This window comes from Microbacterium testaceum, from assembly GCF_029761935.1.
Lineage (GTDB): Bacteria > Actinomycetota > Actinomycetes > Actinomycetales > Microbacteriaceae > Microbacterium > Microbacterium testaceum_A.
The window spans coordinates 1,942,164-1,968,902 of record NZ_CP121699.1; the positions used below are offsets into that span (position 1 = coordinate 1,942,164).

Here is a 26,739-nt window from a genome sequence, read left to right on the forward strand (position 1 = left end):
TCGTCCGCCCGCCCCGTTACGTCGCCGAAACAGCGGCGTCGTCGTCTCGGTCACCGACGGGCGTACCGTGCCGCTGAGGGCGACCCGACGCCCCGCGGAAGGAGCCTTATGTCTCAGCGCGTGATCGTCACGGGCGGGTCCGGCGGCATCGGCGCCGCCATCGTCCAGCGGTTCGTCTCGGACGGCGCCCGGGTCGCGGTGCTCGATCGTCGTGCGCCCGCCGGGGATACGGCATCCCTCTTCTTCTCCGTCGACCTGCGCGACCCCCTCGACACGCGTCGGGCGGTCGGAGAGGCAATCGAGGCACTCGGGGGCGTCGACGTGCTCGTGAATTGCGCGGGGGTGTTCCAGCACGTCTCGCTGCTCGACATCTCGGTCGACGACTGGGATCTCGTGCTCGACATCAACGCGCGCGCGACGCTCGTGACGATGCAGGCCGTCGCCCCGGTCATGCTCGAGGCGCGCGCGGGCTCGATCGTCAACATCGCCAGCATGGCCGCCAAACAGGGAGGCGGCGGCGAGGGGCACTACGCCGCGTCGAAGGCCGCTGTCGTCGCGCTCACGCGCGCCGGGGCGCAGGAATGGGGATGCCACGGTGTCCGCGTCAACGCCGTGTGCCCCGGGTACGTGCTCACCGACATGGGCGCCGACACCCGATCCGAGGACGACGTGCGCACGTGGAGCGCGAAGTCGCCGCTCGGGCGACTGGGCGCGCCGGAGGACGTGGCGGGGGTGACCCACTTCCTCGCGTCGCCCGCGGGCGGGTACCTGACCGGTCAGGCGATCAACGTCACCGGCGGGATGATCATGCACTGAGGCGCGCACCGTGATCCACCCGGGGCGCGCGAAACTCCTGAGAATCGTCGGCGATGCCGGCTCGAGCCGCAAGACTCGGCGTGCCGAGGCACCCGAGCGGCGGAATCTCAGGAGTTCGGCCCGCCCGAGACCCACGGCCGGACCGTCACCGCAGGCGCCGCGCCACCTCCGCCATCGCCTCGGCGAACGACTCCTCGGCGCCGTCGCGCCCGCCCGAGAGGTTGACGCCGACGACCCCGGGCAGCGCGAGCATCTCCTCGGCGAGAGCGACGGCGAGGGCGATCCCCTCGGCCCGTGGGTCTCGGGCGCCGCGCACGCGCTCGAGGAACCCCTCGGGCAGCGCCAGCGTGGTGAACGACTCCAGCAGGTCGGCCGAGGCGTGGTCGACGACGACGGGGACGCACGGGATGAACCGGAGGCCGCCTCCCACGTCCTCGACGAAACGCCGAACGGGCTCCGCACCCCCGGCGTGGTTCACGAAGCAGACGTCGGCCCCGGCCCGCACCTTCTCGCGCAGGCGCGCGGCGCGGCGGTCGACCGGCGGCGCCGCCGGTGAGGCGGCGACCGAGACGACGTGCCCGGCGGCGCGGGCGAGGGCTGTGGCCTCGGTCGAGTCCAGGTCGAAGACGGGCGCGGCGTCGGGGCGGTGACCGGTGCGCGTGTGGTCACCGGTGACGCAGTGCACGCCCGCCACCCCCTCGACAGCGAGAGCGGCGAGCTCCCCCTCGATCGCGACACGGTTGCGGTCGCGCATGTTCAGGCCGGTCCACACGCGCAGCCCCCGCCGCTGCAGCAGGTGCGCGCGATACGCCGGCGGGAACTGCACCCGCGAGCTTCCCGCGTCGCCGGCGAGGACGGCATCCACTTCTCCGGCGAGGATCTCCGCGCACGTGTCGATCGACGAGACGCTGAGGGCGCGCGCGGGCAGGTCCGCCACCACCCAGGGCCGGGTGTCGAGGGCCGCGAGGGTCTGCGCTGCCGCGGTCGTCCGCGGCAACGGCGCCGGAACCGCCGCACGGTCGATCCCCCTCCACGGCACGGTCGGTCGGTGCAGGAACGCGCAGCGGTGCGTCGCGTCGATCTCGCACGACCCGTCGAAGCCGACCCCGCCGCAGGGTCCGTACTCCATTCGTTTGGGGCAGGCGTCGATCAGCGGCAGCGGGGTCATGACCGGAGTGTAGAAAGCGCGTGTTTCAGCGAATGTTCATGACGGCAACATCGCCGAAACGCGCCGTCCCTACGCTCGGCCCTACCCGCTGCAGCCCCCGGAGGTGGCCATGATCACGGCCGGCACCACGTTCGGTTCCGACGTCGCCGACATCGACGTGCTCGTCGACGACCCGCTCGCGCTGATGCAACGCTGGCTCCCTCCCCACGACGGCGAACTGCGGCCCCTCGCGGCCCTGTCGACCATCGGGCTGGACGGCATCCCCTCGCTCCGTCACGTGCTCATCAGCGACAGGGATGCCGCGGGCCTCACGTTCCACACCGATTCGGCCAGCGCGAAGGTTGCCGAGATCGCCGCGAACCCGGTCGCCGCGATGGCGGTGGCGTGGCCCGAGATCGGTCGACAGCTCGTCGTGCGCGGGATCGTGGAGCGGGTCGGCGCAGCGGAGGCCGCCGCGGTGTACCGCCAGCGGTCCCGGTATCTGCAGATGCTCGCGTGGCTCAACACGCACGAGAACGCCCACCTGCCCGTCGAGGCGCGGCACCATCTCTGGGCGGAGTTCGGCGACGCCCACCCCGAGCTGGAACCGCCGGAGCGGTGGGCGGGGTTCCGCCTGCGCCCCCTCACCCTGACGTTCTGGCGCGGCGACCCGATCGGGCAGAGCACGCGCCAGCACTACACGCTCGCCGACGGCCGCTGGTCGGGCCGGGTCCTGGCGGGCTGAGTCGTGGACATCACCACCGTCACCTCGTACCGCGCCGCGCGGACGCGCTCCGACCTGGCGCTCGCGCCCGGTGAGGTCGTCATCGCCGGCGGCACCTGGATCATGAGCGAGCCGCAGCCCAGCACAACCGGCTTCGTCGACCTGACCACGCTCGGGTGGCCCGACCTCGAGATCACCGACGAGGGCCTGCGGATCGGCGCCACCTGCACGATCGCGCGCCTGCTCGCGTGGGTCGAGACCGAGGCTCCGTCCGCGTGGACCTCGCTCGCTCTCGCCCGCCCCTCGGCCGACGCCCTGCTCGCGTCGTTCAAGATCTGGAACACCGCCACCGTCGGCGGCAACGTCTGCCAGGCCTTCGCGGCCGGCGCGATGATCGCCCTGCTGTCGACCCTGGATGCCACGGCCCTCGTGTGGACGCCCGATGGCGGCGAACGGCGCATCGCAGTCGCCGAGCTCGTCGTCGACAACGCCGCGACCTCCCTGGCGCCGGGCGAGGTCGTGCGCGCCCTCGACATTCCCGCGCGGGCCCTGGAGGCGCGGGTCGGGCTGCAGAAGATCGCCCTGGCCGAACTCGGCCGTTCCGGCGCCGTGGTCACGGCACGGGTCGATCCCGACGGCACCGCGGTGTTCGTCGTGACGGCCGCGGTGCGTCGGCCCCGCGTGCTGCGCTTTCCGCACGTGCCGGGGGCGGGAGAGCTGCGGGATGCCGTGGCCGCCGCCAGCGACTTCTACACCGACCCGCTCGGAAGCGCCGACTGGCGTCGGGGTGTGAGTGTCGTGCTCGCGGAGCGCCTGCGGACGCGCTTCGTCCGGGAACTGCAGGAAGGCGCGGCGTGAGGTTCGAGGTCAACGGAACCGCCGTCGAGGCCGACCCCCGCCCCGGTCAGAGTGCGCGCACGCTGCTGCGCGAGGCGGGCCACGCCGAGGTGAAGAAGGGGTGCGACGCGGGCGACTGCGGCGCGTGCTCGGTGCTGCTCGACGGCACGCCGACGCACTCGTGCCTCATCCCCGCGATGCGGCTCGAGGGCCGTGCGATCACGACCGCCGCGGGTCTCGCTCCCGGCGACGACCTCCACCCCGTGCAGGAAGCCCTCGCGACCGGCTTCGGCTTCCAGTGCGGGTTCTGCACGCCCGGCATGAGCGTGACGGCCTCGACCCTGACCCCCGACGACCTCGGCGACCTCGACCGGCGCATGAAGGGCAACCTCTGCCGGTGCACGGGGTACCGCCCGATCCGCGAGGCGATCCGGGCGTCGGTGCTGGGGCCCGTGCGTGAGACCGGGTCGGCAGCGCCGGCCGCGGCCTCCGCCGGCTGCGGCGGTGCCTGCGCGGGGCACGACACACCTCCTGCAGATCCGTCTCTCACGGCTGCCTCGACGCCCACGCCTGCCGATCTGCAGGAGGTGTGCACACCGACCGGGGCGGCGGCATCCGTCACCGGCCGCGTCGGCACCTCGGTCATCCCCGAGGCGGCCCGCCGCATCGTCCAGGGGCGCGAACCGTTCACCTTCGACGAGCCCGTGCCCGGCGGCCCGCCGCTCGTGCTGCGCGTCGTGACCTCGCCGCACGCCCACGCCCGGGTGGTCTCGATCGACACGACGGCCGCGCGGGCAGTCCCGGGCGTCGTGGCCGTGTTCACCCACGACGACGTGCCCGACGTGCGCTATTCGACCGGCCGCCACGAGCACCGCACCGACGACCCCGACGACACGCGCATGCTGGATGACGTCGTGCGTCACGTCGGTCAGCGGGTCGCCGCGGTCGTCGCCGAGACGGCCGAGGCGGCGGATGCCGGATGTCGTGCCGTGCAGGTCGAGTACGACGTGCTGCCCGCGGTGTTCGACCCCGAAGAGGCACGCCGGCCCGGAGCCCCGCTGCTGCACCCCGACCGCACGCCCGACGAGCGCGTGATGGACGCCGGCCGCAACGTCGTGGCGGGCTTCCACGTCGGCCACGGCGGCGACATCGACGCGGCCCTCGCCGCGAGCCACACCACCGTGACGGGCGAGTGGCGTTCGTCGCGCGTGACCCACGCGGCGCTCGAGACGCACGGGGCCGTCGGCTGGATCGACGAGGGCGGTCGCCTCGTGATCCGCTCGTCGACGCAAGTGCCCTTCCTCGTGCGCAACGAGCTCGCGCACGTGTTCGACCTCGAACGAGATCGCGTGCGGGTGTACGCGGCCCGCGTGGGCGGCGGCTTCGGCGGCAAGCAGGAGCTCTTCACCGAAGACCTCACCGCGCTCGCGGTGCTGCGCCTCGGCCGGCCCGTCGCCTACGAGTTCTCACGCACCGACCAGTTCGTCCGGGCTTCTCTGCGGCACCCGATGCGCGTCCGCACGACGCTGGGGGCGGATGCCGACGGCACCCTCACCGCGATGAAGCTCGACGTGTTGAGCGACACCGGCGCCTACGGCAATCACGCGATCGGCGTGCTGTTCCACTCGTGCGCCGAGTCGACGACGCTGTACCGCGTGCCCACGAAGTGGATCGACGCCGAGGCGGTCTATACGAACAACCCGCCCTCTGGGGCGTTCCGCGGATACGGGCTCGGGCAGGTGGTCTTCGCCGTCGAGTCGGCGATGGACGCCCTCGCGCAGGAGCTCGACATCGACCCCTTCGACCTGCGCCGCATCAACGCCGTGCGCGAGGGCGACTCGCTCCACCCCGACGACGGCGAGGAGTCGCACGAGGAAGACCTCATCTGGGGCAGCTACGGCCTCGACCAGTGCCTCGACCTCGCGCAGGACGCGCTCCGGCGCGGCAACGGCACCGAGGCCCCGGCGGGCTGGCTCGTGGGCGAGGGCATGGCCGCCGCGATGATCGCGACCATGGCCCCGCGCGGACACATCGCCCACACCAGCGCGACGCTTCGGTCCGACGGCACGTACCTCCTGCGCGTCGGCACCGCCGAGTTCGGCAACGGCACCGCGACCGTGCACCGCCAGATCGCGGCGACGGTCCTCGACGCCACCCCCGACCGTCTCGAGCTGTGGGCCGCCGACACCGACGCGGTGCGCCACGACACCGGCGCGTTCGCCTCCGCGGGGACGGTCGTCGCCGGCAAGGCGCTGTACGGCGCCTGCCTCTCGCTGAAGCGCCGCATGATCGCCATCGCCGCCGAGCTGTCGCGGGCGGATGCCGCGGAGGCCGAGGTCACGGCATCCGGAATCTCGTTCGCGGGCGAGACCGTGGCGTGGGCGCGCATCGTCGAGGCCGGGGGCGCCGACGGCCTCACCGCCGACGGGGCGGAGTTCGGCGAGGTCCGCTCACTCGCGTTCAACGTGCACGCGGTGCGCGTGGCCGTCGACCCCGAGACCGGGACGGTGAAGGTGCTGCAGTCGATCCAGTCGGCCGACGCGGGCGTCGTCATCAACCCCGCCCAGTGCCGCGGCCAGATCGAGGGCGGCGCCGCGCAGGCGCTCGGCGGTGCGCTGTACGAAGAGGTGTACCTCGAGGACGGCGTCGTGCAGAACCCGGTGTTCCGCACGTACCGCGTGCCACAGTTCGCCGACGTTCCCGACACCGAGGTGTACTTCGCCGAGACCGACGACACCCTCGGACCCTTCGGCGCCAAGTCGATGAGCGAGTCGCCGTACAACCCGGTCGGAGCCGCGATCGGCAACGCCGTCTCGCGCGCACTCGGCCGCCGCGGGTACGAGCTGCCGTTCTCGCGCGACCGCGTATGGAGGCTCGCCGGCGGGGGTGCCGCGTAGGCTGACCGCCGTGTACGGGATCACCGCGGGCGAGACGTTCGGCTTCTTCGAGGGACGGCGCCTGGATGCCGTGACCTTCGGCCGCTACAAGGTGTCGCTGTTCTTCGACGAGGGCGTGGGTCTCGACGTCGAGGGGGTGCTCGCCGTGACCGTCGCGGGAGGCGACGAGAAATCGGCCGAAGATGCCCGCGACCTCGCCGCGCCGCTCCTCGACCTGCTCTCGCTGACCGTGACGGCGGTGCGGGTCGACGCGCCCTCGAGCCTCGCGCTGGAGTTCGAGAACGGGACGGTCGTCCGCGCGATCGACGACCTCGGCCCGTACGAGTGCTTCGACGTGCACCACGGCGAGCGCATCTGGATCATGTGAGGCGCGGCCCGGGCGGCGCCGGTTCGTCGCTGTCACGGTCGCGGTTCGGGCGGTGCGTCAGTCCCTGACCGTTCGTGGCCCCGGGGTCACGAAGCTCGCCCCGGGGCCACGTCCGACGCCCCACCACCGACCGCGCCCGCGCGCACCGCGCCCCGGGGCCACGACCGGCGCCCCGAAACGCCGCGCACCGGGCGGCGGCGTCAGCGTCAACTCCGCGCCCGCGCCTCAGCGCGGCTCGGCGCCCAGGTGCAGCACGGCCTCGGCCAGGGCGCGGATGCCCGCGGCTACATCCGCCCCGGCGACGGCCTCCGCGGGGTGGTGGCTGATGCCGTCGGGGTTGCGCAGGAACAGCATGCCCACGTCGGTGATCGCGCCGATCGCCATAGCGTCGTGTCCGGCGCGACTGAAGAGGGTGGGGGCGTCGCCGCCGATGCCCGCGCGCACCACGTCCTGCAGCAGCGGAGCGCAGAACACGGCGGGCGCGCTGTGCACTTCGCGAGCGTGCCAGCGCAGACTCCGGCGCCCCATGATCGCGTCGAGTTCGCGCGAGATCTCGTCCCACACGTGGTCGCGCGTGGCGTCGAACTCTCCGCGCAGGTCGAGCGAGAGGTGCGCCTCGCCGGGCACGACGTTGACCGCGCCGGGGAAGGCCTCGAGCTGACCGACGGTGCCGACGATGTGGTGCTCGCCGCGGCAGATGCGCTCGACCGACAGCGCGGCCTCGCTCGCGCCGAGCAGGGCGTCGCGCCGCATGTCGTAGGGCGTGCCGCCCGCGTGCCGCGCCTCGCCCTCGACGACGAGCTGGAACCGCCGCGCCGACGCGATCGACGACACCGCGGCGAGAGCCTGTCCGCTGCGGTGCAGCTCGGGGCCTTGCTCGATGTGCGCCTCGAGGTAGGCCACGAGCTCGTCGGAGCGACGCGCGGCCTCGCCCACGCGGCCCGGGTCGAGCCCGAAGTCGCGGAACGCCTCGCGCAGGGTGAGCCCGTCGGCATCCGTCAGATCCCACCACTCGGGATCCCACTGACCGGCCACGGCCGACGAGCCCAGCAGGGCCTTGCCGAACCGTGTGCCCTCTTCGTCGCTGAAGGCGATGACCTCGAGGGCGAAGGGAAAGGGGCTGGACGCCGTGCCCTCATCGTCGACGCGGCGCAGCAGCCGCACGACCTCGAGCGCCATGAGCACCCCGACGATGCCGTCGAAGCGTCCCGCGTCGGGCACCGTGTCGAGATGCGAGCCGAGCAGCAGGGCGGGAGCATCGGGCATCCCGGCCGGAACGAGGCGGCCGACCTGATTGCCCGCGGCGTCCTGCCGGGTGGTCATGCCGAGCTCGCGCATCCATTCGGCCGCCAGGCGGTTCACCCGCGCGTGCTCGGGCGAGAGGTAGACGCGGGTGATCGAGCCTGGCGTCGAGGTGACGCGCGCGAGCTCCTCGCAGCGTCCCATGACGCGGCGCGCCGCCGAGGCGATGCGCTCGGGGGCGGCCTGGAGGCGGGTGGATGCCGTCACGCGCGGGCCCCGCGGCCGCCGCAACCCGCCGCGGGATCGCGCGCGCCGAGCCCGGTGCCGGTCGCCCTCACGCCCTCGCCCCCGCGTACACGCCCTGCGCGGCCTCGACCCCGCCGCCGGACGCGACCGCGGCACCGTGGCGGCGCAGCACCGCCTCGAGGGCGGCGAGGGTGGTGACCACCGCGTCTTTCCGCGCGTTGTAGCCCATCGTGCCGATGCGCCACACGCGGCCGTGCAGCGGTCCGAACGACGTGCCGATCTCGATGCCGAAGTCGCTCAGCAGCTCGCTGCGCACGGCGTCGCCCACGACGGCATCCGGAATCTCCACCGCCACAACGTTGGTCATCTTGTGCGCGACATCGCCGAACACGGTCAGGCCGAGGCCCTCGACCCCCGCGAGCATCGCGTCGCCGTGCAGCCGGTGACGCGCGATGACCTCGTCGCGACCCTCGAGCAGCAGCACTCGGGCGCACTCGCGCGCGCCGTAGAGCATGGTCGTCGCCTCGGTGTGGTGGTTGAGGCGGCGAGGCCCCCAGTAGTCGAGAATCATCGCGAGGTCGAAGTAGTTCGAGCGGATGAAGTCGGATGCCGAGGCGTCGCCCTCTTCGCGGATCCCGGCCTCGACGCGGGCGCGCGAACGCACCACCTCGACGGCGCGGTCCGAGAGGCTCAGCGGCGCGGATCCCGACGGCCCGCCGAGGCATTTCTGCAGGCCGGCGGTCGCGGCATCCAGACCCCAGGCGTCCATCTCGAAGGGGTTGCCGCCGAGCGAGGCGGTGGCGTCGGTGTAGAACAGGGCGCCGTGGGCGCGGCAGATCTCGCCGATCTCCTCCAGCGGCTGGAGCATCGTGGTCGAGGTGTCACCCTGCACGCACGCGACGAGGTGCGGCTTCACCCGCTCGATCGCCTCGCGGATCGTCGACACCGGGAACACCTGCCCCCACGGCACCTCGATCGTGTGCACCTCGGCGAGCGCGCGCTCGGCGATCTCGGCCAGCAGGTGCCCGAAGCGGCCGAACACCGGCACGAGCACCCGATCGCCCGGGCGGATCAGCGAGACCATCGCCGCCTCGATGCCGGCGCGGCTCGTACCGTCGATCAGCAGCGTGGCGTCGTTGGACGTGCCCCAGACCTGCCGGTACAGCTCTTGCGTCTCGGTCATTGTCGCCGTCATGAACGGGTCGTACTGGCCGACCAGCGGCGCCCCCATCGCGCGCAGCACGCTCGGGTAGGCCGAGATGGGGCCGGGGCCCATCAGCAGGCGCGCGGGCGGGTCGATCGGGCCGGGGAGGTGGGACATCAGGACTCCGTGGTGCGGTGGCGGGACTTCGGGCGGGCTGGAGGACACGGTGCGGGCGGCGGAGTGGGCCGAACTCCTGAAAGACCGGCGGCGACAGCCCCCGGCACCGGTGTCGCGGCGCGACGGCGCCGAGGTTTCAGGAGTTTCGCTCGGGACGGGTTGCCGAGGGGCGCGGATGGGCGGCGCCGGCCGCGGGGCCACCCACGGCCTGCTGCGGGCCGAACTCCTGAAGAACCGGCGGCGGCCGCCGACACGGGGAGGGCCGTCGCCGTCGCGGGGGAGAAAGTCAGGAGTTTCGCACGGCCCGACGGCGGGACGACGCGGCTCACCGGGCGACCCCCGCCCGGGCGAGCGCGGCGAACCGCCGAGCCAGGCGGACGAGGGCGATGTCGGTGCCGGCGCGCGAGACGAGGCAGACGCCGACCGGGGCGCCGCCGACGCGCAGCAGCGGGATCGTCACGGCGGGGAGCCCTGCCGCGGCGGCCGGCGCGGTCATACGCAGAGTCGCGGCGCGAACCGCGTCGACGTGGGCAGTGCGCAGTGGCGCGGGTCCGGGCACGGTCGGGAACACCATCGCGGCCCCGTCGACGACCTCGGCGAGATGGGCGGCGATCGGCTCGAGCTCGGCGCGCGCGGCGGCCTCGTCGCTCGCGGTGATCTGCGACGCGATGCGGAAGCGCTCGGCCACGGCCGGCCCCACGGCGCCGGGGTGCGCGCGCAGCCACTCGCCGTCGTTGCGCCACGCCTCGGCGCCCTGCACGGTGCGGAAGGCCGAGAACGTGGCATCCAGATCGCCCGTGTGCACCGCGCGGAACGAGGGAGGATCGTCGGATGCCGCGAGCGCGGCGAGCAGTCGGCTGAACGCCTCACGGGTCGCAGATTCCACGCAGTCGAGCACCTCTTCGGGCACGACGAACCGCCAGGGCAGGTCGTCGCCCGAGGCTCCGTAGACGTTCTCGGTCGAGCTCGAGCCGTCGTAGCTGAGGCACCAGTCAGCCACGCGCTGCAGGGTCTCGCCGTCGCGCGTGAGCCAGCCGATCGTGTCGAACGACTGCGCGAGCGGCAGCATGCCCTGCCGCGGTACGAGGTCGTGGGTCGTGCGCAGGCCCCAGAGTCCTTGGTACGACGCAGGCACGCGGATGGAACCGGCGGTGTCGGTGGCGAGGCCGATGTCGGCGTGGCCGAGGGCGACGGCGGAGGCGGGTCCGCTGGATGATCCGCCGGGGAGGGCACCCACCACCGCGCCGTTGGGCGGGGTGCCGTAGTGCACGTTGTCGCCGGCGATCGAATAGGCGAACTCGTCGGTCCGCGCGATGCCGCGCAGCGACGCTCCCGCTCGCAGCAGGTCGGCGACGGCCGGGGCCGTGGCCTTCTCGGGCCGCGCCTCTTCGAGGTAGGTCGGATTGCCCGCGCCGACGCGGAACCCGGCGATCGCGAAGAGGTCCTTCACGGCGACGGTGAGCCCTGCCAGCGGTCCCTCCCACGATCCCTGGAGGAAGGGGTCGCCGACGCTGCGCCAGATCGTGCGATCGAGCGCCGGAGTGCGGGGCGTGACGTGCGCGGCGGTGATGAGCCACCGGCCGTCGAAGCGCTGCCACACCTGGGTCTGGAGGCCCCGGCCTCCGCCGACGAACTGCGACACCGACATGAGCAGGGCGCTGTCGGGACTGAGCGGGCGGTAATGGATCTCGGCGATCTCGCGCGGGGGCACTCCCCCGCGCAGGGCCCGGAACCCGCTGATCGCGTCGTGCCCGACGAGCAGTCCCGCGGTGTCGCCGCGCAGCGTCTCGGGCCCGGGAGCGAAGAAGTCGTCGAGCACGTCGAGGTCGTTCGCCACGATCGCCCGCTCGTACGCGTCGAAGGCCGCGCGCAGGTCGGCGGGGATCGCCGGGGCGCCGGTGGGCGAGGCGGGCTCGGGCGTCGCGGGCACGGTCACGGCGGGCTCGGGCGTCGCGGGCACGGGCGTGTCCGTCTCGTTCGCCGACGTGGTGGTATCCGTCATGATCTCCGCCCCTCTCCGCGCCGCGCTGAGTGCCCGAACCACCCGAACGATCCGAACAATCGTCCGGGCGTTCTGGACACTCGACGGGGAGGGGCGGCCGCGTCTGCGGCGAAGCCCGACGCGAAGTCGGCGTCGAAGGGCAGGGCATCGGCCGCCTCGTTACGGGCCAGTGCGGCGGCGAGGATGGGGCTCATGAGGCGTCTCCTTCATCGTGGGACGCCGTGTTGACGGGCTCGGGCGCCTCGACGGCGTCGACTCCGGATGCCAGCGGCACGGGCTCCATGGCTGCGACCCCCGCGAAGTCGGCCTCGCGGATGCGCGCGTGCACCCCCGAGACGATGTCGACGACCTGCGAGATGTCGAAGTCCGTCGCGGCGGATAGATAGGCGTAAGCGAGGTGCTCGTCCATGCCCCAGCGCCCGTTCAGCAGCTCCAGCGACGAGCGCACGCACGCGCGCATCGCGGCGTCGAGGTCGGGGTCCATGCCGGTCGGGACGAGGTAGTCGGGCGTGCGCAGGAGCGGCCCGGTGACCTCGCCGAACGCCGCGCGTGCGGCATCCGCGGGGATCACCTCGAAGCGCAGGGTCGCTCGCAGCGAGGCCTCGAGAGCGGTGAGCGCCACCTCGCCGTCGCCCTGTGCGAAGTGCGGGTCGCCGACGTAAGCCAGAGCGCCCTCGACCTGCACGGGGAGGAAGAGCGTCGTCCCCTCGACGAGCAGGTTGATGTCGATGTTGCCGCCGTGCACCCCCGGCGGCACCGAGTGCGGGCGCTCCTCCCCCGCGACCGCGACGCCCATCGTGCCCAGGAACGGCGCGAGCGGGAACGACACCACGGGATCACCGCCCTCGACCACGGGCAGAGAGCCGTGCAGGATGCCGTCGCGCTCGACGACGGCCGAGAACACGCTGACGTTGTGCTCGCCCCGCGGCAGTTCGCCGACCAGGGCGCCCTTGCCGTGGCGGTTCGAGATCACGCCGTATGGCACGCGCGGCACGAGGGTCTCGACCGTGATCTTGAGCAGGTCGCCGGGGTGCGCTCCGCGCACGTGCACGGGTCCGACGACCACGTGGGGGCCGTCGGCGAAGGGGTCTCGGGGGGCGGATGCCGCGATTTCGACCGCGTCGTCGAGCACCTGCTCGGCGGGCACGCCGTGGCCCGCGAAGAACGCGCGCGGATCCTTGCCCTGGTCGTCGAGGATGCCCTCGTGACTCACGGTATCGAAGGTGACGCTCTCGCCCGAGGAGATCTCGAGCACGGGGGTGTCGGCCGCGCACGGGAGGCGCCCCCACAGGACGGTGTCGAGGGTCGCGGCGACGTAGCGATCCCCGGGGATCGGCCCGGCGTGGGGCTGCAGGATCGGGAACGGGCGGGTGTCGGCCCCTTCGATGGGCTCAGGAACCTCGACGGGCTCGACCACGCTCACGCCTCCACCACCGCTGTCGCGCGCAGCAGCTCTCGACCCTCGCGCTCGGTGACCGGGGCTCCGCGTCGGTAGACGGATTCTCCGCGGAGCCACGTCTCACGGACGACGCCGGTGAGCGTCTGCCCGTGCCACGGGGATACGGGATTGCGGTACTCGAGCGCCGCCGCATCCACCGTGAACTGCTCGTCGGGGGCGAAGGCCACCAGGTGCGCGGGAGCCCCCACCTCGACCACACCGAGCCCCTCGAGACCCGCGACGCGAGCGGGGCCGGTCGTCATCAGGGGCAGCAGCGACTCGAACGCGAGGCCCCTCCCTCGGGCCGTGGAGTGGATCGCCGAGAGACCGGTCTGCAGCCCCGCGATTCCGCCCCACGCGAGACCGAAGTCGGGGTTGCCCTTCAACTCGACGGTCGCGGGCGAGTGGTCGCTGACGATCGCATCGATCGTGCCGTCGACGATCCCGGCCCACAACAGATCACGGTTGTCTCCCCCGCGGATCGGGGGGCAGCACTTGAACGCCCCTGCGCCATCCGGCACCGCCGAGGCGTCGAGCGTCAGGTAGTGCGGGCACGTCTCGACCGTGAGGCGGACGCCCTCGGCCTTGGCTGCGCGCACCGCGTCGAGCGCTCCCCCGTCGGACACGTGGACGATGTGCGCCCGAGCGCCCGTGCGGCGAGCCGTGTCGATGACCCGTTCGATCGCGGCGCGCTCGCTCAGCGGCGGACGGCTGGCCTCGAAGTCGCGGTAGCGCGGGCCGAGCGCACCGTCGGTGTGCAGATGGGCCGGATCTTCGGCATGGACAATGAGCAGTCCGTCGAACGCCGCGAGCTCGGAGAGGCATCGCTCCAGCTGCTCGGCGTCGAGGTGGCCGAACTCGTCGATCCCGCTCGGCGACAGGAAGCACTTGAACCCCACGACCCCCGCGTCGGCGAGCTCTCGCAGCGAGCCGAGGTTCTCGGGCACCGCGCCGCCCCAGTAGGCGACGTCGACGGCGAGCTTTCCCACGGAGGCCCGGCGTTTGGCGTCCAGAGCCTCGACGCTCGTCGTGACCGGGAGGCTGTTCAGGGGCATGTCGACGACGGTCGTCACGCCCCCCGCGGCCGCCGCGGCCGTGCCCGTGGCGAAGCCCTCCCACTCGGTGCGCCCGGGCTCGTCGAGGTGCACGTGCGAATCCACGAGGCCCGGAAGCAGCACCGCGTCGGCGGGGAGCACCGTGTCGGCCAAGGCGTCGAACGGCTCGAGCGCGGCGATCACCCCCTCCTCGATGACGACCGTGGCGGGAGCGAAGGCCCCGCCGATGAAGACGCGGCGGGCGGCGATCCGGGTGGTCATGGCGTCACGGTAGGACGCTCGCGTTTCGCGAATGTAACCGTCATCAACATTCATGCGAACACCTCGGCGCCGCGAGTTACGTCGTCGCGGTGGAGGGCGTGACCGGCGGCCGCGCCCGCGAAGTCCCGCGGCGGCCGCGCGTACTCGTCGCGTTTGCTCGTGCCCAGGCCCATGCGCACCATTCCGGATGCCATGCCCACCGCAGCCGCGACCCCGTCGACGACCGGCACCCCGACGCGTGCCGTGAGCTCCGCGCACAGGTCGGCCATGCCCGCGCAGCCGAGCACGATGACGTCCGCGCCGGAGGCCGCAGCTTCCGCACTGAGTTCGGCGATGGTGGTGACGGCGGCGGATGCCGTGTCCTCGAGGTCGAGCACCGGAATGCCGGTCGCCGCGAGCGACACGCAGGCCCGCTCCATGCCGTACCGCGCGACGAGGTCGTGCGCCCGCCCGAGCGTGCGGCTGAGCGTCGTGACGACCCCGAAGCACCGCCCCGACACCGCCGCCAGGTGCATCGCCGCCTCGGCGATGCCCACCACCGGGGCGTCCACCAGCTCGCGGGCCGCATCGAGCCCCGGGTCGCCGAAGCACGCGATCACGTAGGCGTCCGCCGGGTCGGAGCCGTCACGATCGGCGGCGATCAGCTCGACCACGGCCGCGGCGGCCGCGATCTCGTCGACGTGGCTCTCGATCGCGGCAGCACCGGCAGAAGGGCATACGGCGTCGATGACGACGTCGGGCCCCGCCACCCCCCGGGCGGCGTCCGCGATCTTCGCGGTCATCGCCCGGGAGGTGTTGGGGTTGATGAGCAGGATCCTCACGCGAGCGCCTCGCGCGGGGGTGCGGCCGGGGTCTCGGCATCCCGAACCTTCTGGGCGAGCACGGGAACCTCTTCGACGACCGGGGCCTCGGCGACCGCGTCGACCGTGCCGTCGGAGATGCCCTCGGTCTCACCGTCGAAGGTCGGAACGCGGGGATCGAGACGCTCGAAGAGCAGGAAGAGCACGTAACCCAGACCGCACCCGATGAACCAGCTGTAGTCGCTGACCCACGAGACGTTGAACAGCCCCAGGTCGGCGAAGAGCTTCGGGAACACCGCGATCAGTACCGTCGGAACCCCCGCGGCGATGACGGCCTTGACCGCGTTCGGGTTGAAACCGTTGCGGTACCAGTAGGGCCCGGCGGCATCCATCGTGAACATCGCGTCGACCTTCACGCGCTGGCGGGCCGCGATGTAGTAGCCGGCGATCAGGATGCCGAAGAGCGGGCCGATCAGCGCACCCAGCACGCCCAGCGAGTAGTGGATGGCGTCGCTGTTGGAGTACCAGTTCCAGGGCATGAGGAAGGTGGAGCCGACGGCGGCGATCATGCCGCCCGCGCGCCACGAGATCTTCTTCGGGGCGACATTGGAGAAGTCGAACGCCGGCGAGATGAAGTTGGCGACGATGTTGATGCCGACGGTGGCCGTGACGAAGGTGAGCCCGCCCAACAGGATCGCGAAGGGCGTGTCGATCTGCTCGACCGTCTTGATCGGGTCGGTGATGAGGGATCCGAACACGGGGACCGTGGCCGAGGCGGTGATGACGGTCAGCAGCGAGAAGAAGACGAAGTTGATCGGCAGGCCCCAGAGGTTGCCCTTCTTGACCGCGGCGAAGCTCTTGCCGTAGCGGGCGAAGTCGCCGAAGTTCAGCATCGGTCCCGAGAAGTACGACACGACCAGGGCGATCGCGGCGAACATCACCGGGATCGAGGCCCAGAAGTCGAGCTGCACCGTCGACAGGGTGAACGAGATGTTCTGGATACCGGCCTGAGACACGAGGTACACGGCGAGCACGATCATGACGAGGTAGACGGCGGGGCCGGCCCAGTCGATGAAGCGGCGGATGACCTCCATGCCGTTCCAGAAGAGCAGGAACTGCGCGGTCCACAGGATGGCGTACGAGATCCAGCCCAGCGCCGATAGCCCGGCGAACGACACGTCGAGGAGAGCTGCGGAACCCGGGATGAACTTCAGGAACACGATGTTCAGCGACTCGGCCGCGAGGAAGGTCTGCACCCCGTACCAGGCGATCGCGATGAGCCCGCGGATGATCGCGGGGATGTTCGCGCCTCGGATGCCGAAGACCACGCGGTTGATGACAGGGAAGGGTACGCCCGTCTTCTGGCTCGGCTTGGCGACCATGTTGGCGAAGACCTGCACGATGACGATGCCGGCGATCAGCGCCACGAGCACCTGCCACGACTGCAGGCCCAGAGCGAAGAGCGATCCGGCCGTGACGTAGCCGCCGACGGAGTGCACGTCGCTCATCCAGAACGCGAAGATGTTGTAGCTCGACCACTTCTGCTTCCGCAGGGGAGCCAGGTCTTCGTTGGCGAGACGGTCGTCGTAGTGCGGCTTCATGTTGCCGCCCCCGTGCGGGTGGCCGGCGGCCTCCACGAGATCGTGGGGACCGGTGAGCGGGGTGGAAGTCATGTCATTCCTCTCAGGACGATGGATGCCACGACGTGGAGTCCGCGGCCGGAGTGGAGCTCTGATGTGAAGTTATGGGTTCACACAACGTCGCTGGTTTCGCTCGTGTAACGAGCGTGTGAAGTCGCTCCTTCACGCTTTCCGCCTCCCTAGACTCGGGACATGTCGCAGCCGCCCGTCGCCGAAGCCACCGCCGTCGAGCCGGGGTCGGTCGGGGTCGGGGCTCGGATTCGCGACCTACGCCAGGCGCGCGGCATCTCCGCCCGGGCGCTCGCGAAATCGCTCGGCATCTCCCCCAGCGCCGTGTCGCAGATCGAGCGCGGAGTGATGCAGCCGAGCGTCTCGCGCCTGATCGCCATCACCGACGCCCTGGGCGTCCCGCTCGTGGCGGCCTTCGACCCGGCATCCGACCGTCCGATCGAACCCGTCGGGCCCTCGGGCTTCACGCTGCAGCGCGCCGGGCAATCGCCCGACATCGTGCTCGACAGCGGGGTGTCGTTCCGCCGGCTCACCCCCGGTACCTCTCCCGGCGTCGACTACTTCGAGTCGATCTACCCGCCCGGGGCCTCGGCCCACGGCGCCGACGGGCTGTTCCACCACGAGGGCTACGAGGTCGGCACGGTCGTCGCGGGCGAGCTCACGATCGACTTCGAGGCCGAGCGGGTGATCCTGCGGGCGGGCGACGCGATCAGCTACCCCTGCTCGGTGCCCCACCGCCTGCACAACACGGGCGAGGCGGATGCCGTCGCGCACTGGCTGATCGTGCACGCCTGACGCGCAGCGGTTCCGCGCGATCGGCGGACACGACGCAGGAGCTCTGTGCGCAATCGGCTTGCTCGCGCCTTTTCCGGCGCCAGCGCCGGGATGTCTCCTGCGTTGTGTCCTCCGCCGGTGGCGGAAGTGGTGGCGGGACACCCCGCTGCGCGCCCGGCCCAGCTCGGCCCTCCCGCGCGTGGCCGAAGCGGCCCAGACACCGCGCAGGACAAAAGCGGCTCCGCTCGGCGTCGCCCCCGTCACCCCGTCCGCGCCGCCCCACAGGCGCGGGGTTCTCCTGCGTTGTGTCGCAGATCCCGTCGGCAGTCGAGCCCGGCGCCGAAACCGGCGCCGCCGAATGTTCCCCACAGCAACACCGCCGACACATCCCGCCACAGCCCCGTAACGCGGTGCGCTTAGCCTGACCGGCATGCACCTGTACGACTTCAACGCGGCCTCGACGGCGGATTCTGGGGCGGTCGCCCGCGTGTGGGCCGACGTCCCCGGCTGGGTCGACGCGGTCGTCGCCGGCCGGCCCTACGCCGACGTCGACGCCCTCGCCGCGTACGCGGGAGACCTCGCCTCGGCCTGGTCGCCGGACGACCTCGAGGCCGCCCTGCACGCGCACCCGCGCATCGGGGCGAAGGTGGCGGGAGACGGCGCCGAGGCTGCGGCATCCCGTCGTGAGCAGGGATCGATGGCCTCCGCCGCGGACGACGACGTGGCGGCCATCGCGGCCGGCAACGCCGCCTACGAGGAGCGGTTCGGCCGCGTCTTCCTCATCCGCGCGGCGGGCCGCACACCCGGCGAGATGCGCGCCGAGCTCGAACGGCGCCTGTCGAACGACCCCGACAGCGAGACCATCGAGGCCACCCGCCAGCTCGCCGAGATCGCGCTGCTGCGCCTGCGTACGACCTTCGCCGACGACTCTCCCGCCGAACCGGAGGCCGCGGAATGACGCACCTCACCACCCACGTCCTGGATGCCACGGCCGGCGCGCCCGCGACCGGGGTCGCCGTGACGCTGTCGCACCTCGACGGCGCGACCATCGACTCCTCCACCACCGATGCCGACGGGCGGCTCTCGCTCGGCCCCGACGTCCTCGCCGACGGCGACTACGCCCTGACGTTCGCGACGGGCGCCTACTTCCGCTCGCGCGGCATCGCGTCGTTCCACCCGATCGCGATGATCGCCTTCACCGTCTCGGGCGAGGCGCACCTGCACGTGCCGCTGCTGCTGAGCCCCTTCGCCTATTCGACCTACCGCGGCAGCTGAGGAGCGACATGAAGGTCATCGTCATCGGCGCGGGAGTCGGCGGCACCTCCGCCGCCCTCGCCCTGCAGAAGCTCGGGCACGAGGTCGTCGTGTACGACCGCATGCGCGAGAACCGTCCGGTCGGTGCAGCCCTGTCGCTGTGGTCGAACGGCGTGAAGGTGCTCAACTGGCTCGGCCTGGGGCCGCAGGTCGCCGCCCTCGGCGGGCGCATGGACGACATGGCCTACTACGACGGCCACACCGGCGACGAGCTCTGCCGCTTCAGCCTCGGCCCCGTCACCGAGCAGACCGGCCAGCGTCCCTACCCCGTGGCGCGCGCCGACCTGCAGGAGCTCATGATGGATGCCGTGGGCACCGAGAACCTCAGGCTCGGGATGCCGCTGACCTCGGTGTCCGAGACCGACGGGGTGGTCACCGCCACCTTCGCCGACGGGTCCGTCAACACCGCCGACCTGCTGATCGGAGCCGACGGCGCCCGGTCGCTCGTGCGGGATTACGTCACCGAGCCCACCGGCATCCGTCCCGAACGCTCCTACTCGGGATACGTCAACTACAACGGCCTGGTGGCTGCCGACGAGCGGATCGGACCGCTCGATCAGTGGACCACCTACGTCGGCGACGGCAAGCGCTGCGCCGTCATGCCCGTCGCGGGCAACCGTTTCTACTTCTTCGTCGACGTGCCCGGACCATCGGGGGTGGTCGAGGACCGCATGGCGGCTCTCGAGCACGCGTTCGGGTCGTGGGGCGCTCCCGGGGTGCGTGCGCTGCTCGACGGCATCGACCCCGACGAGTCGCTGAACCGCGTCGAGATCTGGGACATCGACCCCTTCGACACCTGGGTGCGGGGGCGCGTGGCGATCCTGGGAGATGCGGCGCACAACACCGCCCCCGACATCGGGCAGGGCGCGTGCTCCGCGCTCGAGGACAGCTTCGCGCTCGGCATCGTGTTCGCGACCTCGACCCTCGGCGTCGAGGACTCGCTGAAGCGCTACGAGCGCATCCGCACCGAGCGGGCGGGCGACCTGGTGCTGCGCGCCCGCAAGCGCGCGCACGAGACGCACGCCTTCGACGTCGCCGCGACCCAGGCCTGGTACGACGGCCTGCGCCGCGAGGACGGGACGGGCGTGATCCGCGGCATCGTCGGCAACATCGAGGGCAGCCCGGTCGAGCTGGGCGCGAGCGTGCTGCGCTGACGGCCGCCGGGGCCGCGCTGCCGTTCCGATGGCGGGCCTGGGATGAGGCTGCCCCGGGCGGGAGGGGAGGGGGTGCATTTCACCCGGGTGAATTTCGGAACGAAGAGTCGAAGCACGCCCGCTGACGGCGCTACCCTCATCGGCGAGAGGGGGCTCTCGTGTCGAAACTCTCCGTCGATCCCGAGTCGCTGCGGACGACCGCCGCACGCCTCGAGGTCGTGCGCGACTCCGCTGGCGCGTTCACGGAGACGTGTCCGGCAAACGTGGGCCACGCCGACGTGGCACGGTCGGTCTCGAGTCTTGCGGTGGACACGGCGGATTCGTGGAAAAGCGCGGTCGAAGATCTCGCTCATCTCGTCGAGCGGCTCCGACAGAGCGCCGATCTCTACGAAAGGACGGATCGAGATGTCGTCGTGCCCGGCGGGGCGGTCCCGAAGTGAGTGAACTCGGGCAGACGTCCGACCCCGTCGACCTCATCCCCGGATCGGTGAGCGGTCTCGATGAGTTCGTGTGGCAGTGGCGTGAGCGCGCTCGTACTGCTGGCGAGATAGCCGCCCAGCTTACGGAACTCCCCGCGCCGGAAGGCTGGGAAGGGGCTGCCGCGGAGGGCTTTGCAGCCCGCCTCCCCGACGTCAGCAGTCAATGGCAACAACTCGCGGAGTCATTGAACACGGCAGCCGACGCGCTGGATGAATACGCAACCGTACTCGGGTGGGCACAGCAGAAGGCGGGCGATGCCATCGCCATGTGGCAGGCCGCGCAAGCGCAAACGGCCGAGGGAATCGAGAGCTACCGGCAGGCGGAACGCCAGGCGGGCGCGACAGGCATCGTGCCCTTCTATACAGACGCAGGCGCAGCGACCCGAAATGACGCGCAGAGTCTGCTCGCCTACGCCCGGTCGGAGGTTCGAGACGCGGGCGAGACCGCGGCGCACGCGCTGACCGCCATCACGCCGCCGGAAGCACTCACCTGGGAAGGGGCCGGCGCGCTCTTCCTGGGAGCGCTCGTCGTTCAAGGCCAGATCCACTGGGACACTCTGGCGAATCTGGTGAACGGTACCGCCTCGGTCGGTAACGCCATCTTGCGGAACCCAGACGCACTCCTGGCGCTCCTGGGGGGCGGGGCGATGTTGATCAGCGGCGGCGCGGCGGCTCTCGGTGGTGGAGGGCTGGCCGCGACCGGGGTGGGAAGCGTTCCGGGCGGGGCTGCGGTCGTCGGTGGCGTCGCCGTCGCGGGGACCGGCGGCGCGTTGGCGGCCGCGGGCGCCTCGAAGCTGGCCGGTGAGGCAACCGGCAGCGCCGGTGTCATGCTGATGGAGAAGCAGCGTGGGGTCGACCGTGGCGATGGGCGCGACGATTACGGGCACTTCGCGCCCGGGCAAGGCAATAAGCCGTGGGTGGATAAGGAGAAGCAGGGGCTGGACGAGATCGAGAACGAGCTTGGCGAGAAAATTGTCAGGTTGAAGGCTCGCAGTTCTCTCGAGGGGTCTCCCCAGCAGCGATACTTTGACGGCTACTACAAGAACGCTGACGGCAGCTATACGGCCGTCGAAGTCAAGAGCGGCAGCGCGTTGGATAAATATCCGCGAAACGAGGGGAATCAGAAAGCATTTGACGAGGCAATCTCCCCGGAGAACCCGGCGAGCGTGACGTTGAATGGCGAACGAGTCTCAATCACAAACGTGCGCGTGCAGAAAGTGGAGTGAATACGATGGGCTTTTACTACACAGTGGATGGTCAACGCTCGGGCGAATTCGTCGCGGACGTCAGGCCTCCGAGAGCGATGCTCGAGCGGTTGCTGAGCTTGATGAAACCCGGGGGGCGATCGACACTCCTCTTAGCCCCAATCCCTGACGGGAATGACTTTCTCACGTATTTGCATAAGCAGGGCGGCAGTCCCGTCTACCTGCAGTGCGCGGGAACCTCCGACGCTATGACGATCGAATGGCACAAAATCGACGAAGACGGCCAAGACCGGCACTACATCGTTGGCCACGGCGGCGACCACTCCGGAGAGCCCTCCGTCGACATCCCCTTCTTCGACGGCACACGCAAGGCCACCGTGTACCCCGACGAGGTCTTCGCACTCGACGAAGCGACCGACATCTTCTTCCACTACTACGAGACCGGTGAGATCCCGTCCGGCTACGAGCTGCGCTGGTACGACCTCACCTGGCCGAAACCACAGCCATGACCATCCGATTCGATGGCGACCGCCATGCCCAACTCGTCGAGGTGCTTCGCGACGCGACCGAGTCCATCGGACGTCACCTCGAGAATCTCGACGCAATTGTCGCGGCGGGAAGAGACGAGTGGACCGGGGACGCGAGGACGGCGTACGACACCGCCCATCGACAATGGTCGCAAGCGCTCGAGCGCATGAATGCGAACCTAGACGATGCCGCGTCGGGTATGGACGCGGCGCGCTCGGCGTTTGAGACCGCGGAAGCCTTGGTTACTCGCCTCTGGGGATGAGCATGACGACCGTGCGGGCTGCCCTCCCCGTCCGTCACCTCGGCGAAACCGCCACCCTGAGCGCGACGGTATGTCACCGTGTGACGCGCCCCCGCCTTCCCCGGCGACCCCGCGTGGCACCGTGGAGGCGACGCATCCGTACCGCTCACGCCGCCGGGAGGCACCATGTCCGAATACTTCGACCGCACCGCCGATAAGACCTACACCAAGGTCTACAAGGCCGAGACGCCTGACATCCTCGCCGCATTCGCCGCGTTCGACCAGGCCGTGTTCGCGCCCGAGGGTCGCGCGATCCCGCTGAAGTACCGCGAGCTGATCGCCCTGGCCGTGGGCATCACGACGCAGTGCGTCTACTGCATCGACGGCCACTCGCAGAACGCCGTCAAGGCCGGCGCCACCGAGGCCGAGCTCGCCGAGGCGGCCTGGGTCGCGACCGCCATCCGCGCGGGCGGCGGCTACGCGCACGGACGCCTCGCGTTCAAGCTCGCCGACGACGCCCGCCCGCACGAGCACCGATCCTGTGACCGACGCGCCCACGCCGCAGGTTGCCGGGGCCGGAGCTTCGCAGCCCGGAACGCTCGAGACCGAGGCACTGGAGCACATCCGCGCGCTCATCCGGATCGACAGCGTCAACACGGGCGAGGCGGCGACCATCGGCGACGGCGAGACGCGCGCCGCGCTCTACGTCAAGGAGCACCTCGACGAGGTCGGCTACGAGACGGTTCTGGTCGAGCCCCGCCCGGGGCGCGCAAGCGTGGTCGCCCGGCTGGCCGGTTCGGATCCGGATGCCGGCGCCCTTGTCGCCCACGCGCACCTCGACGTCGTACCGGTCGACGCCGGGGACTGGACGCACCCGCCCTTCGGCGCCGAGATCCACGACGGCCTGCTCTACGGTCGCGGGGCCGTCGACATGAAGGACTTCGCCGGAATGCTGCTGGCCATCGCCAGGGCGTTCCGCCGCGACGGGGTCGTTCCGCGGCGCGACCTGATCTTCGCGTTCTTCGCCGACGAAGAGGCCGGGGGCGTGTGGGGCGCGCGATGGCTCGTCGAGAACCGCCCCGAGCTCTTCGCCGGAGCCACCGAGGCGCTCAGCGAGGTCGGCGGCTTCTCGATCCCCCTGCCCGACGACCGCCGCGCGTACCTCGTCGCCACCGCGGAGAAGGGCGTGACGGTCGCCACGCTGACCGCCCGCGGGGTCGCGTCGCACGGCTCCCGCCCCACCGCCGACAACGCGGTCGTGCGCCTCGCGCGGGCCGTGGCCGCGGTCGGCGCGCATCGCTTCCCCGTCGTGCGGACCGCGACACTCGACCGCTTCTTCGAGGTCTACGGACGCACCAGCGGTGAGCCCCTCGACGGTGAAGATCTCTCTCGCCTGGGGTTCTCGGCATCCGTCATCGATGCGGGGGCGCGCAACACGGTCTCGCCGACCGTGCTCACGGCCGGCGGCAAGATCAACGTCATCCCCGCCTCTGCGAGCGCAACGCTCGACGTGCGCGTGGTGCCCGGGCAGGCGGACGCGCTGCGCGACGAGCTTGCGGCCGTCGTCGGCGACGACATCGAGATCGCGTGGTCGCGGTACATCCCCGCGATCGAGGCTCCGGCCGAGGGGCGGCTGATGGACGTGTTGCAGGATGCCGTGACCGCCGAAGACCCCGACGGCACCGTCGTGCCGTACCTGCTGCCCGCCAGCACCGACAACAAGCACCTCAGTCGTCTCGGCATCCGGGGCTACGGCTTCGTGCCGCTGCGCGTGCCGGCCGACTTCGACGTATTCGGGCAGTTCCACACGGCCGACGAGTGCGTGCCGGTGGAGGCCCTGTTCTTCGGGACGCGCGTGACGGCGCGGATCCTGCGCAACGCGTAGGGCCGGGGGCCGGTCCCGCCGACGGGCTCGGGGACCTGGGCGCGGAGGTGACTACGCCTGTCGAAGCCACCGGTCCGCCCGGGTCGCGGTCCCTTCGACATGCTCGATCCCGGGCGCGCCGAAACTCCTGAAAAACTGCGCGGGAGGGTCGTTTTTCGGGCTGCATGCCGCCCGCGCGCTCCATTTCTCCGGAGTTTCGCACCGGCCGGCGTCCGCAACCGGCGACGGTACCGCCCCGAGGGCGTCGACCGCCGACGTGTTACCCCGCGTGGCGGTGGGTTTCGGCGCGTGGCGGGGCGTTTCGACGTGTGAATCGGCGCCTCGCGGGCCGTTCGACCCCGTCATAGCGTTTCGGTCACCCACCGGCACCCCGTGCCGTTTCGGACAGCCCGAGGAGCACGTCATGACCACCACCGCGCCGGCCCCCGCCGACCGCTCGACAGCGCCCGCGACGGCGCCACGGTCGACCGCCAAGGTCGATCTCGGCACCATCGCCGTCGTGCCCACCCGTCACTGGTGGCGCTGGATCCTTAGCGCCCTGCTGCTGTTCGTCGTCGCCCAGTTCGCCTGGAGCCTCGTGACGAACGACCGCTACATGTGGGGGACGTTCGCGCAGTACTTCTTCTCGGAGCCGGTGCTGATCGGCATCGGCTACACGCTCTCGCTCACCGCGATCTCGGCCGTCGTCGGCTTCTCGCTCGGCACGCTGCTCGCCCTCGGTCGACTGTCGGCTTCTCCGCTGCTGAGCGCGGTGGCGTGGGGCTACATCTGGTTCTTCCGCTCGGTGCCCCTCGTCGTGCAGATCATCGTCTGGTACAACCTCGGCTACCTCTACCCGACGCTGGGACTCGGCACCCCCTTCACCACCGATTTCTGGATCGTGGAGTTCCCCACGGTCCAGCTCGTCAGCGCCTTCGCCGCCGCGATCCTCGGACTCGGGCTGCACCGGGCGGCGTACTCGGCCGAGATCATCCGCGGCGGGATCGTCTCGGTCGACCCCGGTCAGCACGAGGCGGCTGCGGCGCTCGGGATCCCGGCATCCCGTCGACTTTTCCGCATCATCCTGCCGCAGGCGATGCGCTCGATCGTGCCCAACGCCACGAACGAGATCATCGGGCTCGTGAAGGGCGCGTCGGTCGTGTTCGTCATCGCGATCCCCGAGCTGTTCTACGCCGTGCAGGTCATCTACAACCGCAACAGCCGCGTGATCCCGCTGCTGCTGGTCGCGGTGGTCTGGTACACGCTCATCACGACGATCCTCAGCGTCGCGCAGTACTACATCGAACGGTATTACGCCCGCGGGTCGGCTCGCGCGCTCCCCCCGACGCCGGCGCAGCGCGCCCGTTCGTGGGCGAGCACGCAGTGGGCGCGGCTCGGCGACTCCCCCGCTCCCCCGAGAGGGCCGGATGCCGAGACCCCCGCCGCCCCGAAGGGAGGCCGGGCATGAGCGCGGTCACCGCCACCCGCGGACTCGTCGAGGTGCATGGCGTGCGCAAGAGCTTCCACGGGGTCGAGGTGCTGAAGGGCATCGACCTCACCGTCGAGCCCGGCGAAGTCGTGGCCCTGCTGGGCCCGAGCGGTTCGGGCAAGTCGACGCTGCTGCGCACCATCAATCACCTCGAGACCGTGGATGCCGGCTCGGTCACGGTCGACGGCGAATTCATCGGGTACGAGTTGCGCCACGGGAAGCTGCACGAGCTGCGCGAGCGCGAGATCCTGCAGCGGCGGACCCAGGTGGGGATCGTGTTCCAGAACTTCCACCTCTTTCCGCACCTCACCGCCCTCGAGAACATCACCGAGGCGCCACTCGCTCTCAAGCGTGTGAACAAGAGCGAGGCGCGCGAACTCGCCCTCGGTCTGCTCGACCGGGTGGGCCTCGCCGCGAAGGCCGACGCCTACCCCCGCCAGTTGTCGGGCGGCCAGCAACAGCGCGTCGCGATCGCCCGCGCCCTCGCGCTGCAGCCGAAGGTGCTGCTGTTCGACGAACCGACGAGCGCCCTCGACCCCGAGCTGGTGGGCGAGGTGCTCGATGTCATCCGCGACCTCGCGAAGCTCGGCACCACGCTCGTGATCGTCACGCACGAGATCGGCTTCGCCCGCGAGGTCGCCGACCGCGTGGTCTTCCTCGACGAGGGCCGCATCGTCGAGCAGGGCACGCCCGACGAGGTGCTCACCCGACCGCAGCACCCGCGCACGCGCGAGTTCCTCGCGAAGGTGCTCGGCTGACGCGTCGGCCGTCCCGGTGGCTTCGGCAGGCTCGGCCACCTCGCCACCCCGGTCCCTGAGCCGTCGAAGGGACCGGAACCCTCAGCGCACCGACCCACCCGACCCCGCGGCGCGACACCGACGCCGCGGCT

25 protein-coding genes and 1 pseudogene are annotated in these 26,739 nt (G+C 71.4%); 17 read left to right on the forward strand and 9 right to left on the reverse strand.

Annotated elements, in window-relative coordinates; genetic code table 11:
* Positions 1-108: 108 nt before the first annotated feature.
* Positions 109-816 carry an SDR family NAD(P)-dependent oxidoreductase gene (locus QBE02_RS09390; protein ID WP_279365484.1) on the forward strand — a complete coding sequence of 236 codons (708 nt, stop codon included), beginning with the start codon at positions 109-111 and terminating at the stop codon, positions 814-816.
* A gap of 145 nt (positions 817-961) precedes the next feature.
* Here QBE02_RS09390 and QBE02_RS09395 read toward each other — a convergent pair whose 3' ends face one another.
* A complete protein-coding gene (locus tag QBE02_RS09395) occupies positions 962-1,984 on the reverse strand; it encodes a methylenetetrahydrofolate reductase C-terminal domain-containing protein (RefSeq protein ID WP_279365485.1) in 1,023 nt (340 codons plus the stop codon).
* Positions 1,985-2,093: 109 nt separating this feature from the next.
* Here QBE02_RS09395 and QBE02_RS09400 point away from each other — a divergent pair, with 109 nt between their 5' ends.
* Genes QBE02_RS09400 through QBE02_RS09415 form a run of 4 tightly spaced genes read left to right on the forward strand, consistent with a single transcriptional unit; the run spans position 2,094 to position 6,788 of the window.
* Positions 2,094-2,708 carry a pyridoxine/pyridoxamine 5'-phosphate oxidase gene (locus QBE02_RS09400; protein WP_279365486.1) on the forward strand — a complete coding sequence of 205 codons (615 nt, stop codon included), beginning with the start codon at positions 2,094-2,096 and terminating at the stop codon, positions 2,706-2,708.
* A 3-nt stretch (positions 2,709-2,711) separates the two neighbouring features.
* Positions 2,712-3,545, forward strand: coding sequence for an FAD binding domain-containing protein (locus QBE02_RS09405; protein ID WP_279365487.1), 834 nt, complete (start codon positions 2,712-2,714; stop codon positions 3,543-3,545).
* Positions 3,542-6,421, forward strand: coding sequence for a molybdopterin-dependent oxidoreductase (locus QBE02_RS09410; RefSeq protein ID WP_279365488.1), 2,880 nt, complete (start codon positions 3,542-3,544; stop codon positions 6,419-6,421). Before QBE02_RS09405 ends, QBE02_RS09410 begins: the two co-directional genes overlap by 4 nt.
* Positions 6,422-6,431: 10 nt before the next feature.
* The gene (locus QBE02_RS09415; RefSeq protein WP_279365489.1) at positions 6,432-6,788 is read left to right on the forward strand and encodes a DUF6188 family protein; all 357 of its coding nucleotides are present in this window, start codon (positions 6,432-6,434) and stop codon (positions 6,786-6,788) included.
* A gap of 225 nt (positions 6,789-7,013) precedes the next feature.
* Here the strand turns inward: QBE02_RS09415 and QBE02_RS09420 are convergent, their stop codons facing one another.
* The 8 genes from QBE02_RS09420 to QBE02_RS09455 all read right to left on the reverse strand — a co-directional run bounded on the left by QBE02_RS09420 (position 7,014) and on the right by QBE02_RS09455 (position 16,826).
* Positions 7,014-8,297, reverse strand: a complete 1,284-nt coding sequence (locus QBE02_RS09420; protein WP_279365490.1) for an allantoate amidohydrolase — start codon at positions 8,295-8,297, stop codon at positions 7,014-7,016.
* Positions 8,298-8,364: 67 nt separating this feature from the next.
* Positions 8,365-9,597 carry a pyridoxal-phosphate-dependent aminotransferase family protein gene (locus QBE02_RS09425; RefSeq protein WP_279365491.1) on the reverse strand — a complete coding sequence of 411 codons (1,233 nt, stop codon included), beginning with the start codon at positions 9,595-9,597 and terminating at the stop codon, positions 8,365-8,367.
* Positions 9,598-9,922: 325 nt separating this feature from the next.
* Entirely contained in the window at positions 9,923-11,599 is a 1,677-nt protein-coding gene (locus QBE02_RS09430; protein ID WP_279365492.1) for an AtzH-like domain-containing protein, read from the reverse strand.
* Positions 11,596-11,793 (reverse strand): hypothetical protein, encoded by a 198-nt coding sequence (locus tag QBE02_RS09435; RefSeq protein ID WP_279365493.1) that lies wholly within the window; start codon positions 11,791-11,793, stop codon positions 11,596-11,598. Before QBE02_RS09435 ends, QBE02_RS09430 begins: the two co-directional genes overlap by 4 nt.
* Complete coding sequence (locus QBE02_RS09440) at positions 11,790-13,016, reverse strand: acetamidase/formamidase family protein (protein WP_279365494.1); 1,227 nt, start codon at positions 13,014-13,016, stop codon at positions 11,790-11,792. Before QBE02_RS09440 ends, QBE02_RS09435 begins: the two co-directional genes overlap by 4 nt.
* Positions 13,017-13,018: 2 nt before the next feature.
* Positions 13,019-14,353 carry an allantoinase AllB gene (gene allB / locus QBE02_RS09445; protein ID WP_279365495.1) on the reverse strand — a complete coding sequence of 445 codons (1,335 nt, stop codon included), beginning with the start codon at positions 14,351-14,353 and terminating at the stop codon, positions 13,019-13,021.
* A gap of 50 nt (positions 14,354-14,403) precedes the next feature.
* Positions 14,404-15,174, reverse strand: a complete 771-nt coding sequence (locus QBE02_RS09450) for an aspartate/glutamate racemase family protein (protein ID WP_279365496.1) — start codon at positions 15,172-15,174, stop codon at positions 14,404-14,406.
* On the reverse strand, positions 15,171-16,826 hold the full coding sequence (locus QBE02_RS09455) for an NCS1 family nucleobase:cation symporter-1 (protein WP_279365497.1): 1,656 nt from the start codon (positions 16,824-16,826) through the stop codon (positions 15,171-15,173). Before QBE02_RS09455 ends, QBE02_RS09450 begins: the two co-directional genes overlap by 4 nt.
* 159 nt (positions 16,827-16,985) lie before the next feature.
* Between QBE02_RS09455 and QBE02_RS09460 the strand changes: the two genes are divergently transcribed.
* The 12 genes and pseudogenes from QBE02_RS09460 (at position 16,986) to QBE02_RS09515 (ending at position 26,608) form a co-directional block, all read left to right on the forward strand.
* Entirely contained in the window at positions 16,986-17,597 is a 612-nt protein-coding gene (locus QBE02_RS09460) for a helix-turn-helix domain-containing protein (RefSeq protein WP_056225550.1), read from the forward strand.
* A 409-nt stretch (positions 17,598-18,006) separates the two neighbouring features.
* Entirely contained in the window at positions 18,007-18,534 is a 528-nt protein-coding gene (gene uraD, locus QBE02_RS09465) for a 2-oxo-4-hydroxy-4-carboxy-5-ureidoimidazoline decarboxylase (protein ID WP_279365498.1), read from the forward strand.
* Complete coding sequence (uraH, locus tag QBE02_RS09470) at positions 18,531-18,851, forward strand: hydroxyisourate hydrolase (RefSeq protein ID WP_279365499.1); 321 nt, start codon at positions 18,531-18,533, stop codon at positions 18,849-18,851. The genes uraD and uraH overlap by 4 nt, the downstream gene beginning before the upstream one ends.
* An 8-nt stretch (positions 18,852-18,859) precedes the next feature.
* A complete protein-coding gene (hpxO, locus tag QBE02_RS09475) occupies positions 18,860-20,044 on the forward strand; it encodes an FAD-dependent urate hydroxylase HpxO (RefSeq protein ID WP_279365500.1) in 1,185 nt (394 codons plus the stop codon).
* Positions 20,045-20,202: 158 nt separating this feature from the next.
* A complete protein-coding gene (locus QBE02_RS09480) occupies positions 20,203-20,484 on the forward strand; it encodes a type VII secretion target (protein WP_279365501.1) in 282 nt (93 codons plus the stop codon).
* The gene (locus QBE02_RS09485; RefSeq protein ID WP_279365502.1) at positions 20,481-21,749 is read left to right on the forward strand and encodes a putative T7SS-secreted protein; all 1,269 of its coding nucleotides are present in this window, start codon (positions 20,481-20,483) and stop codon (positions 21,747-21,749) included. Before QBE02_RS09480 ends, QBE02_RS09485 begins: the two co-directional genes overlap by 4 nt.
* Before the next feature lie 227 nt (positions 21,750-21,976).
* Positions 21,977-22,237 (forward strand): hypothetical protein, encoded by a 261-nt coding sequence (locus QBE02_RS09490; protein ID WP_279365503.1) that lies wholly within the window; start codon positions 21,977-21,979, stop codon positions 22,235-22,237.
* Complete coding sequence (locus tag QBE02_RS09495; protein ID WP_279365504.1) at positions 22,234-22,518, forward strand: WXG100 family type VII secretion target; 285 nt, start codon at positions 22,234-22,236, stop codon at positions 22,516-22,518. The genes QBE02_RS09490 and QBE02_RS09495 overlap by 4 nt, the downstream gene beginning before the upstream one ends.
* A 165-nt stretch (positions 22,519-22,683) precedes the next feature.
* A pseudogene (locus QBE02_RS09500) lies at positions 22,684-22,983 on the forward strand (carboxymuconolactone decarboxylase family protein); the annotation flags it as partial.
* A gap of 55 nt (positions 22,984-23,038) precedes the next feature.
* Complete coding sequence (locus tag QBE02_RS09505; RefSeq protein ID WP_279365505.1) at positions 23,039-24,382, forward strand: M20/M25/M40 family metallo-hydrolase; 1,344 nt, start codon at positions 23,039-23,041, stop codon at positions 24,380-24,382.
* 403 nt (positions 24,383-24,785) lie between these two features.
* A complete protein-coding gene (locus QBE02_RS09510) occupies positions 24,786-25,829 on the forward strand; it encodes an amino acid ABC transporter permease (protein WP_279365506.1) in 1,044 nt (347 codons plus the stop codon).
* Positions 25,826-26,608 (forward strand): amino acid ABC transporter ATP-binding protein, encoded by a 783-nt coding sequence (locus QBE02_RS09515; RefSeq protein WP_279365507.1) that lies wholly within the window; start codon positions 25,826-25,828, stop codon positions 26,606-26,608. Before QBE02_RS09510 ends, QBE02_RS09515 begins: the two co-directional genes overlap by 4 nt.
* Positions 26,609-26,739: the final 131 nt, after the last annotated feature.

What these genes read in the sequence shown, in the direction of transcription:
- QBE02_RS09390 (WP_279365484.1), top strand. Translation starts at nt 109, where the DNA reads ATGTCTCAGCGCGTGATCGTCACGGGCGGGTCCGGCGGCATCGGCGCC.
- QBE02_RS09395 (WP_279365485.1), bottom strand. Translation starts at nt 1,984, where the DNA reads ATGACCCCGCTGCCGCTGATCGACGCCTGCCCCAAACGAATGGAGTAC.
- QBE02_RS09400 (WP_279365486.1), top strand. Translation starts at nt 2,094, where the DNA reads ATGATCACGGCCGGCACCACGTTCGGTTCCGACGTCGCCGACATCGAC.
- QBE02_RS09425 (WP_279365491.1), bottom strand. Translation starts at nt 9,597, where the DNA reads ATGTCCCACCTCCCCGGCCCGATCGACCCGCCCGCGCGCCTGCTGATG.
- QBE02_RS09430 (WP_279365492.1), bottom strand. Translation starts at nt 11,599, where the DNA reads ATGACGGATACCACCACGTCGGCGAACGAGACGGACACGCCCGTGCCC.
- QBE02_RS09435 (WP_279365493.1), bottom strand. Translation starts at nt 11,793, where the DNA reads ATGAGCCCCATCCTCGCCGCCGCACTGGCCCGTAACGAGGCGGCCGAT.
- allB (WP_279365495.1), bottom strand. Translation starts at nt 14,353, where the DNA reads ATGACCACCCGGATCGCCGCCCGCCGCGTCTTCATCGGCGGGGCCTTC.
- QBE02_RS09455 (WP_279365497.1), bottom strand. Translation starts at nt 16,826, where the DNA reads ATGACTTCCACCCCGCTCACCGGTCCCCACGATCTCGTGGAGGCCGCC.
- QBE02_RS09460 (WP_056225550.1), top strand. Translation starts at nt 16,986, where the DNA reads ATGTCGCAGCCGCCCGTCGCCGAAGCCACCGCCGTCGAGCCGGGGTCG.
- uraD (WP_279365498.1), top strand. Translation starts at nt 18,007, where the DNA reads ATGCACCTGTACGACTTCAACGCGGCCTCGACGGCGGATTCTGGGGCG.
- uraH (WP_279365499.1), top strand. Translation starts at nt 18,531, where the DNA reads ATGACGCACCTCACCACCCACGTCCTGGATGCCACGGCCGGCGCGCCC.
- hpxO (WP_279365500.1), top strand. Translation starts at nt 18,860, where the DNA reads ATGAAGGTCATCGTCATCGGCGCGGGAGTCGGCGGCACCTCCGCCGCC.
- QBE02_RS09490 (WP_279365503.1), top strand. Translation starts at nt 21,977, where the DNA reads ATGACGATCGAATGGCACAAAATCGACGAAGACGGCCAAGACCGGCAC.
- QBE02_RS09495 (WP_279365504.1), top strand. Translation starts at nt 22,234, where the DNA reads ATGACCATCCGATTCGATGGCGACCGCCATGCCCAACTCGTCGAGGTG.
- QBE02_RS09510 (WP_279365506.1), top strand. Translation starts at nt 24,786, where the DNA reads ATGACCACCACCGCGCCGGCCCCCGCCGACCGCTCGACAGCGCCCGCG.
- QBE02_RS09515 (WP_279365507.1), top strand. Translation starts at nt 25,826, where the DNA reads ATGAGCGCGGTCACCGCCACCCGCGGACTCGTCGAGGTGCATGGCGTG.